Source organism: Sphingorhabdus sp., assembly GCF_044354325.1.
GTDB lineage: Bacteria > Pseudomonadota > Alphaproteobacteria > Sphingomonadales > Sphingomonadaceae > Sphingorhabdus_B.
Genome location: NZ_JBILAF010000084.1, coordinates 1 through 9,439 on the forward strand (window position 1 = coordinate 1; position 9,439 = coordinate 9,439).

Consider the following 9,439-nt stretch of genomic DNA (forward strand, 5'->3'; position numbering starts at 1 on the left):
TTGTTGGTCGATGTGGTTGCGAATGATTGCTGGGCGAGGCTTGGCGCGCGGAAGCCAGTTGAAATTGATCCGCGCAAAGCCACGCCATCAACGATTTCATATCGTGCTGCGGCTTTACCATTGATGGTATCACCAAAGTCACTGAAATGTTCGTAGCGTCCCGCCAATTGCATCGTCAAGCTGTCGGAGAGATCGGCATCGAGTTCGATGTAACCAGCAAAGCTATTGCGTGAAACGTCCGTCGCGTTTGCAGGGCGGAAGCCCGGGAACACTTGGGCACCACCGGCGGCATTGAACGGCGCAGCCGAGAACGGCCCGTTGACGTAGCTTTGAAGCTCACCTGGGACGATTTTATAATTTTCGTTGCGATATTCGCCACCGACGGCAAGCGATACGCTTTGGCCAATGCCGATGTCCAAATCGCGGCGCATATCAAGGTTGATCGACGTCTGGCCTGAACGCAGGCCGCCAGCGTCAAAGCGCCGCGCGCTCACGGTGCCACCCAAAGACGTGTTGACCGTATTTTCGATGTTATAATCCAGACGGTTGGACCCATAGACCACGGATAGGTCGTAATCCCATCCGCTCATGGCGCCACGAAGACCCGCCGCCGCAGAGATATCAACGATTTCGCTGGCAATAAGCGGAAGGAAGCCATCTGCGTAAATGGGCACAAAGGTTGTCGTGGACGCGGCCCAATCGCGGTTGCGCACGTCCGAGGAACGGCGATAGAAACCAGCGCCATTACCTTCACGGATGCCGTAGCTGCCGAAGGTGTAGAACTCTGCTGAGTCAGAGAATTCAATGCCGCCATTGACGAAGAAGTTCAGATCCTTCGATACACCGTCACCGTAACGGTGTGCATAACGGTTGAAGGTCGCTTCGCGCGGATCGCCGGCTGCGAAATAGTTGCGGCGGATGTCTGGGCCCGAACGGTTGGTGGGTGAACGGTCCTTATATTCGGCAGTAAGGTTTACATAGCCGTTGTCGCCCAAGGGTAGACCAAAGTTCGATGCGAAGGTGTATGTGTCACCATCGCGGCGTTTGCGGTCTTCGCCGGTGTATGTGATGGCTGGGTTGTCAGTCAGGCCAGTGGTCAACGAAACAGTGTCAACCTCGCCGACATCTTCCATCTCGGTAATATATTTGCCGAACGTTGCCTGCGCACGTCCGCCAATGCCCTTTTTCAGCTGGATGTTGATAACGCCTGCAATTGCATCGGAACCATATTGCGATGCCGCGCCGTCACGAAGAACTTCGAGGCGTTCAATTGCGAGCGGCGGTATGGTGTTCAAATCAACCGCGGTTGATCCGCGACCTACTGACCCGTTGAGGTTGACCAACGCAGACTGGTGACGACGCTTGCCGTTGACGAGCACGAGCACTTGGTCTGGCGCAAGTCCGCGCAAGGTTGCCGGACGAAGCGAGTCAGTACCATCGGTCAAGGATGGCTGCGGAAAGTTGAACGATGGAACCAACTGGTTCAGCAACTTGTTGGTTTCGGTTGTGCCGCTATTCAGCAGCGCTTCGCCGGAGATGACATCGACGGGCACGGTGCTGTCGGCGACGGTGCGGTCGGTCCGGCGTGTGCCGGTCACGATAATGGCATTTATACCGGTCGCCTCTTCAGCCTCGGCTTCCTGCGCGGATGTATCTTGCTGTGCAAACGCCGGATTGGCGGCCGCCACAAACAGCGCGGTGGATGAGACCGTCACCGCAAGCGCAGAAATTAACTTATATGTTTTCATCATCATTCCCCGGTTTGTCAGTATATTTTTAATTCCGAGTATGAGGCTGGCACTTTGTTACGCCAAATTCCAGTAAACTCGTAATTTATTGCAATTTTGCAGCGGAAATGTGTCTTTATTGCAACGCAACATATTGCGCTAAGCGCATTAAGCTGTGGATTGCTGAAATCGTTGCTTTGCGGCGGCGGGTTCGCTCGCTATCGGGGCAGATATGTCTGACATAGTAGATGCTCCAGCAGAAGATCCATTTGACGCGATTGTCGATGCGCCGTTCGATGCGGCTTTGTCGGAACGTTATCTGATCTACGCGATGTCAACGATCACCGCGCGGTCGCTTCCCGATCTGCGCGACGGATTGAAGCCGGTACACCGGCGTTTGTTATGGGCAATGCGCTTGCTCAAACTTGACCCGGCAAGCGGATATAAGAAATGTGCCCGTGTTGTCGGCGATGTTATCGGTAAATATCACCCGCATGGTGACCAATCCGTTTATGACGCAATGGTGCGGCTCGCGCAGACTTTTTCGCTGCGGTATCCGCTGGTTGACGGGCAGGGCAACTTTGGCAACATCGACGGCGATAATGCGGCGGCGTATCGATATACCGAAGCGCGTCTGACGCGCACAGCCATTGAGCTCATGAACGGGCTTGATGAGAACGCAACGGACTTTCGCCCTACCTACAATGGTGAAGACGAAGAGCCCGAGGTGATGCCCGGTCTGTTCCCCAATTTGTTGGCAAATGGTGCAAGCGGCATCGCCGTCGGCATGGCGACCAGCATTCCGTCGCATAATGCGGCCGAGATTATCGATGCTGCCATGCTCTTAATTGATGAGCCACAGGCGCGTCACGAGCAGTTGATGGAAATCGTCAAGGGACCCGATTTTGCAACGGGCGGCGTGCTGGTAGACAGTCCTGCGGTGATAAGTGCAGCCTATGCAAGCGGTCGCGGTGCTATGCGCGTGCGTGCGCGTTTTTCAAACGGATGGCAGGACAGCGATAAAAGCTGGGAACCCACAGGCGTTGAAAAACTGCCCGGTGGCACATGGCAGCTTGTTGTGTCGGAAATTCCGTATCAGGTACAGAAAGGTAAGTTGATTGAGCAAATCGCGCAACTGATTGCCGATAAAAAGCTGCCCATATTGGACGACATTCGCGACGAAAGTGACGAACGCGTTCGTATCGTGCTTGTGCCCAAAAGCCGCAATGTCGATCCGGAAGATCTGAAAAACGCTTTGTTCCGCCTCACGGACCTTGAAACACGTTTTTCGTTGAACATGAACGTGCTCGATGCCGACCGGACGCCAAAGGTCATGGGCTTGGGCGAAGTTCTGTTGCGTTGGTTGACACACCAGATCGAAGTTTTGGTCCGCAAATCGCAGCATCGGCTGGAAAAGATCGATAGCCGCCTTGAATTGCTTCAAGGCTACATCATTGCGTTCCTCAACCTTGATCGCATCATTGAAATCATTCGTAACGAAGATGAACCAAAGCCGGTTATGATGGCCGAGTTCCAGCTGAATGACCGGCAGGCCGAGGCCATTCTCAACATGCGTTTGCGGTCGCTTCGCCGGTTGGAAGAAATGGAGCTTCGGCGTGAGCTTGAGGGCTTGGAAGCGGAACGCGAGGAGCTGGTGAAGCTCATCGAAAGCCCGGCGCGTCAGAAGACGCGTTTGAAAAAAGACCTGACTGCGCTGCGCAAAAATTACGGTGAAGATACCGAACTTGGCCGGCGCCGCACAAGTTTGGAAGAAGCAGGGCAAGCGCGCGAGATTTCGCTCGAGGCCTTTGTCGAACGCGAACCCGTCACGGTTATCATGTCAAAACGTGGCTGGATTAAAGCCATGAAGGGCCATGCGGACCTATCTGCGCGCGCTGATTTCAAGTTTAAGGAAGGCGATGGCCCCGCCTTTGCATTCCATGCGCAGACGACAGACAAGATCTTGATCGCAACAGCAAATGGCCGTTTTTACACATTGGGTGCCGATAAGCTGCCCGGTGCCCGCGGTTTCGGTGAACCTGTTGGCACAATGATCGACATCGAAACCGGAAACGATATCGTTGCAGCGTTCCCCGCAGTCGCAGACGGGCGCATGTTGCTCGCTGCTTCAACGGGCAAGGGCTTTATCGCGCGGATGAGCGACATTATCGCCGAAACCCGCAAGGGACGCGGCGTCGTCACGTTGAAACCGGGCGCGAAGCTTTCGGTGGTTCGCCTTGCTCCGGCAGAGACCACGGACGAAGCGACGTTGAAGGACCAATATGTTGCCGTAGTGGGTGACAACCGCAAATTGGTGGTCTTCCCATTGAGTGAAATCCCCGAAATGGCCAAGGGGCAGGGCGTTACCTTGCAGCGTTATAAGGATGGCGGCCTTGCAGATGCGGTCTGCTTTAAGATGAGCGAAGGGCTCAGCTGGGCGATGGGCGGCGATAGCGGCCGGATGCGCACGGAAAACGATATGTCCTTGTGGCGCGTAGCCCGCGGCGCGGCGGGGCGACTTCCGCCGCAAGGTTTCCCAAGGAATAACCGCTTCGATTAGGTTTAATGAAAATTAACCACGCGCTGAGGGAACATCTTTTACAATCGGTGTGCATAACGCCGCGTAATGAACAGTGCCAGATCGCCCGTTTTAGACGAAAAACACCCTGATAACAGGGCGATCTTCGCTATCGGCGGTGCCGAGTTTAATTGGCTGTCCTCACTGCCCATCGCGGGCGCTATATTTCGCACCACTCAAAATGAAGTTCATCTGGTGCGTAGTAACAGGAAGTTTGACGACCTGATGTTTGGCTTCGGGGGGCAAGCAAAACCGGACATGGCATTGCTGGGTGACCGGGCAATGGCCATGCTTGACGCAGGCCGTGAGACACATTTCGAATGCTGGCGGTCGGAGGACGCCGTTGATCCGCGCGAGTTGGAAATCAGCATTGCCCGTTTTGGCGGTGGTGATGACATGTTCCTGCTGTCGATCGTTGACCGCACGGCCGAAGCCATAAGCCGTGTTAACCTCCGGCGCGAAATGATGAGCGATAGCCTGACCGGATTTTGCAACCGCATCGGTTTTGAAGAACAGGTTGACGCCGCGGTTGCCGAGATGCGGAAATCGGGTTCGTCGCAAAATTATGCCATCATCCTGGTCGACTTGGCACGCTTCAGTCGTGTGAATGAATCGGTAGGCGCGATTGCCGGTGACGAGCTGCTCATTACCGCCGCCCATCGCCTGAATGCGCGCATCCGCAGCAATGAGATCCTGGGGCGGCTTGGCGGCAATGAGTTTGCCCTATTTGCGCAGTTAGACACAGGTTCAGTCGACGTCGCGGCCATTGTCCAACGTCTGGGTGACGCATTCACAGATCCATGCCAGCTTTCGGATTTGGAGATTCAGGTTGAATGCGCGCTCGCTGCGGCGACCGGTGGTGTGGGCGATGATCCAACGGATACGTTACGCCATGCCCAAATTGCGCTGAAACGCGCCAAATCGTCGAAGCGCTTCGAACTATATGCGGCAGGGGCGGTCGATACCGCACGGCGCCGGTTCAGCCTTGAGACCGACCTGCGGCGGGCGTTGAAACGCGGCGAACTTGTCCTGCATTATCAGCCCTTGGTGGACCTCGAGTGTGGCTCTTTAAGCGGCTTTGAAGCACTGGCGCGTTGGGACCACCCCGACCTTGGTCCCATATCGCCTGTCGATTTTATTCCTGTGGCGGAGGAAAGCGGCTTAATCGTACCACTTGGCCGCTGGGCACTTGAAGAAGCGGCGAAGACCATCGCGCGCTGGGACAGCCGGTGTGACACGCACAAGGATTTCCGGGTTTCCGTGAACATGTCCGCCGTGCAGATGCAGCGCGATGATGTGGTGGATGCCGTGTCGTCGGCGCTGAAGGGCGCGAATGTTGGTGGCAACCGGATGACAATTGAGCTGACCGAGAGTGCCTTTATCAATGACCCTGCTGGCGCAAAGACGTTGCTTGATGCGTTGAAGGGGTTGGATGCCAATCTTGCCATGGACGATTTCGGCACCGACTATTCCAATCTGGCCTATCTCCAGCAGCTGCCGATAGATGTTCTGAAAATCGACCGCAGCTTTGTGTCCGAGATGCTGGTCAACAAAGATAAGCGGGCCATTGTTCGCACGGTACTGTCGCTGGCGCGGGCATTGGGTATGAAGACAACGGCCGAGGGCATTGAAACGGTCGAGATTTCGCAGTTGCTTCGCCGTCTTGGCTGTTCCGTCGGGCAGGGCTATTATTATGCGCGGCCTTTGTCTGAAGATGCGGCTTATGCCTTTTTGGCCGCTGACATAGCTGCCTCGACACACTGAAGCGCCAATTCGGACTGGCGGTCCGAAACCGGGAAATCTTCGGCGACCCAGAAAGCTTCGAGTTTTTGCAAGGTTTTCGCCACGAGTGGACCAGCGGGCAATCCCATTTTGATAAGATCGCCGCCTTTAATGTGCATGATGGGGCTATCCCAATTGTCCAAGCGCGCCAGACAAAGCGGCAGGGCATTGTCGTCCGCAAACAACATGGCGACATCGCGCGCGGTGTCACTATCAAAACGATAGGCGATGGCGCGGATGTTGCCCTCAGTTGGCGCGCCAGCGTGCAAACGGTTGGCGAGATTTTCCCGCATTTTGTTCGACAGCTTCAGCCGTGCCGCCACTTTGTCGACCGCGACGGGATCCGTCACCAATATGCTGAGAAACCGGGCAGGCAGCGAGAGCGGTTGATGGTGCAATTGCTCGCGTTCAACAAGTCGCTGCAATCGGTCGTGGGCATCGCTGCAAAGTTCGGGAAGAAATGGCGCGAAAATAGCATTGTCGATCATGAGACCGACAGATGCGGCTGGGTTTTTGAGCGACAGTAACCGGGCCAGTTCCTGCGCAATGCGTTCGCGCGACAGCGCCGTCAGACCGTGCGCACCTTGCGCGCAGGCATGGATTGCGTCTGCATCCACCGGACCGCTGCCAAATCGGGCAAGAAACCGGAAATACCGCAATATCCGCAGGAAATCCTCGGCAATCCGCTGTGTCGCGTCCCCAATGAAGCGCAGGCAGCCGTTTTCGAGATCGCTTAAACCGCCGAAATAATCGAAAACCTCTCCTGTTTGTGGGTCGGCATATAGCGCGTTGATCGTGAAATCGCGCCGTGCGGCATCTTCCCGCCAGTCGGTTGCGAAAGCCACCGTCGCGCGCCGACCATCGGTGGAGACATCGCGGCGTAATGTGGTGATTTCGTAATTCTTGCCGTCGACCACCGCCGTAATTGTGCCATGGTCCAGCCCCGTCGGAACGGCTTTGACGCCGCCAGCTTCCAATCGGTCCATAACCGTTTCGGGTAACAATGCTGTGGCAATATCAACGTCCGAAACCGGCAGCCCCAATAATGTGTCGCGCACAGCGCCGCCAACATATCGGGGGCCACCATAAGAATCGGCCAGCAGCGCCAGTACCTTTTTCAGGCCCGGGGCGTGTTGCCATTCGGCGTGAGGAAGCTGTGCCGCAATCATGCCAGCCGCCGTACCAGATTGGCGATTATCCCCGCCGTTACGCCCCATATCCGCCGTTCGCCCCATTGCATGTCGTAATAGCTTCGCTGCTGCCCATTCCAGTTGGCCACTTTCTTGATGGAATTGGCAGGATCAAGCAGAAACGCAAGCGGGACTTCAAACCAGTCTTCGACCTCTTGTGGGTTGGGCTGAATCTCAAGGTCAGGGGGAATGATACCAACAACGGGGGCAATGCTGTATCCGCTGCCTGAATAATAAGTGTCGGCAACGCCGATGACCTCGACACGGGCTGGCGGTATGTTCAATTCTTCTTCTGCTTCGCGCAAAGCCGCAAAGATCGAATTTTCGTCGGTATCGTCAACCTTGCCGCCGGGAAATGCAACTTGCCCTGCATGGCTGCGTAGCCATGCCGGGCGCTGGGTGAGAATAACGCCCGGTTCGGCGCGGTCGGTTATCGGGATTAGGACGGCAGCGGCGCGATGTTGAACCGTGTCACCCAAATAGCGCTCATCCTCAATCTCGATATCCAGCGCGGGGTCTAACGCCTGATATATGCGGTTCCGCCAATTCATGCGGGCGCCATCAAGTTGAATTGTGCACCTTTGCTCCAGATGGTGACGCCTTCGGGGTCCTCGGCAAGCGCAAGGTTGGCAAGTTCGTAGTAAACGGGCCGTGCGAGCTTTGCCCAAAGTCCGCCGCGCACATGCAAATAGGGCAGGCCATTGCGCATTTCGATGGCGTGGTCGGCGTCTGCAAAAACCAGATCGTCGCTGTTCAACCGGAACGCGAGGGTTCGGTCTTTGCCTTCGCCTTCACTTTGCAACTCAACCGCAATGAAGGGCGCATCCTCGACCGCGATGGACAGCTTCTGCTGTGGCGTGACCAGCCAGTGCTTTCCATCGGCGTCGCACAACAACAAACTCGAAAAGGCTCGGACCATTGCAGGGCGCTTTATCTCATCGCCCTGATGATACCATTTGCCATCGGCAGCGATACGCATTTCGCTGTCGCCTGTTTGTTCAGGCATCCAGCTTTCGACCGGCGGCAGCTTTCGCGCCGCCACAAGGTCGGCAATGTCCGAAAGGCTCAGTTTCGCAAGATCAGGGGCTTCGTAAGGCATAGACTAAAGATACGGCTAAAGCGGACGGTCGTCAAAGCTTAGTCGGCTGGACCGAGCGCGCCATGTTCCGGCAAGGCCGACATTGCCGGGTTCCTTAGCAATAGTCGGCGCGGTTCCCAAGGGCCGGGCAAAGTCCAACCCGACGTGCCTTCCGCGTCAAATCCAAATCGTCCATAATATTCAGGGTCGCCAATCATCACCATCGGTGCATCATCCGCGCGCATTGCGTCGAGCATGAGCTGCATAAGCCGCGTTCCAATGCCCGCATTCTGACGGTGACTGGCGACCGCGACTGGACCGACCAATATCAATGCGGCGTCGCCGACGCGTATCGGCCAACATTGGATGCTTCCGACAAGCTCGCCGCCGTCCAAGATGCCGAGCGACAAATGGTCAATGGCGGACATGCCCTTACGCAGCAGATAGGCAGTGCGTTGATGGCGGTCGAGACCAAAGGCATCATCCAGCAACGCTTCGACCACGCCTTCGGCAAGGTTTGAGAGTGCCGTTGCGTGCATGATTAATCACGCGAGAGGGAAAATGAACGAAACATATGCGGCCCCCTGTCATTGCAGCTAGCATTTGTCCAATCGATTATGGATCAACTTGTTATGTAATCTTGGAAAATTGCGTTTGTCTGGAACATCGTTTAGCCTGTGCCCGTTACAAAATGCTGTGCAGGAGACAATTTGGTGAACGAGCAAGATATCCCTCATGAGACCATGAATGCGCAAGCATCTCCGGCGACCCCGCAGCAGGCTGAGCCTGTTCTTAAGAAGATCGACTATTGGGGCTATATTGTCCTAGCCGCTGGCGTTGGCGCGCTCTTTTGGGGCCTTGTCTCTGCCGTTGGAACCGGTTGGGGTTATTGGGAATATACATCTGGATTGAAGGGCGTGGCCGGGGCGTTTTTGCTGGGCCTTGGCGCGATATTGATCGGCGCAGTGCAAGGCTGGCGCGTGCGTAAAGCTGTCAACCCGCCGCCGCGTGCGCGTCGATGGGTCGGTATGGTTTTTGCGCTTGCATATGTTGCGTGGGTGGGAACGTTTTTGATGGCGGCGTT

8 protein-coding genes are annotated in these 9,439 nt (G+C 56.0%); 3 read left to right on the forward strand and 5 right to left on the reverse strand.

Annotated elements, in window-relative coordinates; translation table 11 throughout:
- Positions 1-1,754: TonB-dependent receptor plug domain-containing protein (locus ACIQ0G_RS08205; protein ID WP_397577488.1), on the reverse strand; the 1,754-nt coding region annotated here is incomplete at its 3' end.
- A 205-nt stretch (positions 1,755-1,959) separates the two neighbouring features.
- Between ACIQ0G_RS08205 and parC the strand changes: the two genes are divergently transcribed.
- Positions 1,960-4,287 (forward strand): DNA topoisomerase IV subunit A, encoded by a 2,328-nt coding sequence (gene parC, locus ACIQ0G_RS08210; protein WP_397577489.1) that lies wholly within the window; start codon positions 1,960-1,962, stop codon positions 4,285-4,287.
- A gap of 276 nt (positions 4,288-4,563) precedes the next feature.
- Positions 4,564-6,069 carry a putative bifunctional diguanylate cyclase/phosphodiesterase gene (locus tag ACIQ0G_RS08215; RefSeq protein WP_397577490.1) on the forward strand — a complete coding sequence of 502 codons (1,506 nt, stop codon included), beginning with the start codon at positions 4,564-4,566 and terminating at the stop codon, positions 6,067-6,069.
- Here ACIQ0G_RS08215 and ACIQ0G_RS08220 read toward each other — a convergent pair.
- The 4 genes from ACIQ0G_RS08220 to ACIQ0G_RS08235 are packed head-to-tail and all read right to left on the reverse strand — an operon-like array spanning position 6,027 to position 8,894.
- Positions 6,027-7,253 carry a CCA tRNA nucleotidyltransferase gene (locus tag ACIQ0G_RS08220; protein WP_397577495.1) on the reverse strand — a complete coding sequence of 409 codons (1,227 nt, stop codon included), beginning with the start codon at positions 7,251-7,253 and terminating at the stop codon, positions 6,027-6,029. The genes ACIQ0G_RS08215 and ACIQ0G_RS08220 overlap by 43 nt on opposite strands.
- Complete coding sequence (locus ACIQ0G_RS08225; protein WP_397577491.1) at positions 7,253-7,828, reverse strand: CoA pyrophosphatase; 576 nt, start codon at positions 7,826-7,828, stop codon at positions 7,253-7,255. The genes ACIQ0G_RS08220 and ACIQ0G_RS08225 overlap by 1 nt, the downstream gene beginning before the upstream one ends.
- Positions 7,825-8,376, reverse strand: a complete 552-nt coding sequence (locus tag ACIQ0G_RS08230) for a DUF1285 domain-containing protein (RefSeq protein ID WP_397577492.1) — start codon at positions 8,374-8,376, stop codon at positions 7,825-7,827. The genes ACIQ0G_RS08225 and ACIQ0G_RS08230 overlap by 4 nt, the downstream gene beginning before the upstream one ends.
- A gap of 38 nt (positions 8,377-8,414) precedes the next feature.
- Complete coding sequence (locus ACIQ0G_RS08235; RefSeq protein WP_397577493.1) at positions 8,415-8,894, reverse strand: GNAT family N-acetyltransferase; 480 nt, start codon at positions 8,892-8,894, stop codon at positions 8,415-8,417.
- A 174-nt stretch (positions 8,895-9,068) separates the two neighbouring features.
- Here ACIQ0G_RS08235 and ACIQ0G_RS08240 point away from each other — a divergent pair.
- Positions 9,069-9,439, forward strand: a 371-nt coding sequence (locus ACIQ0G_RS08240) for a hypothetical protein (RefSeq protein WP_397577494.1), incomplete at its 3' end; no start/stop codon positions are given.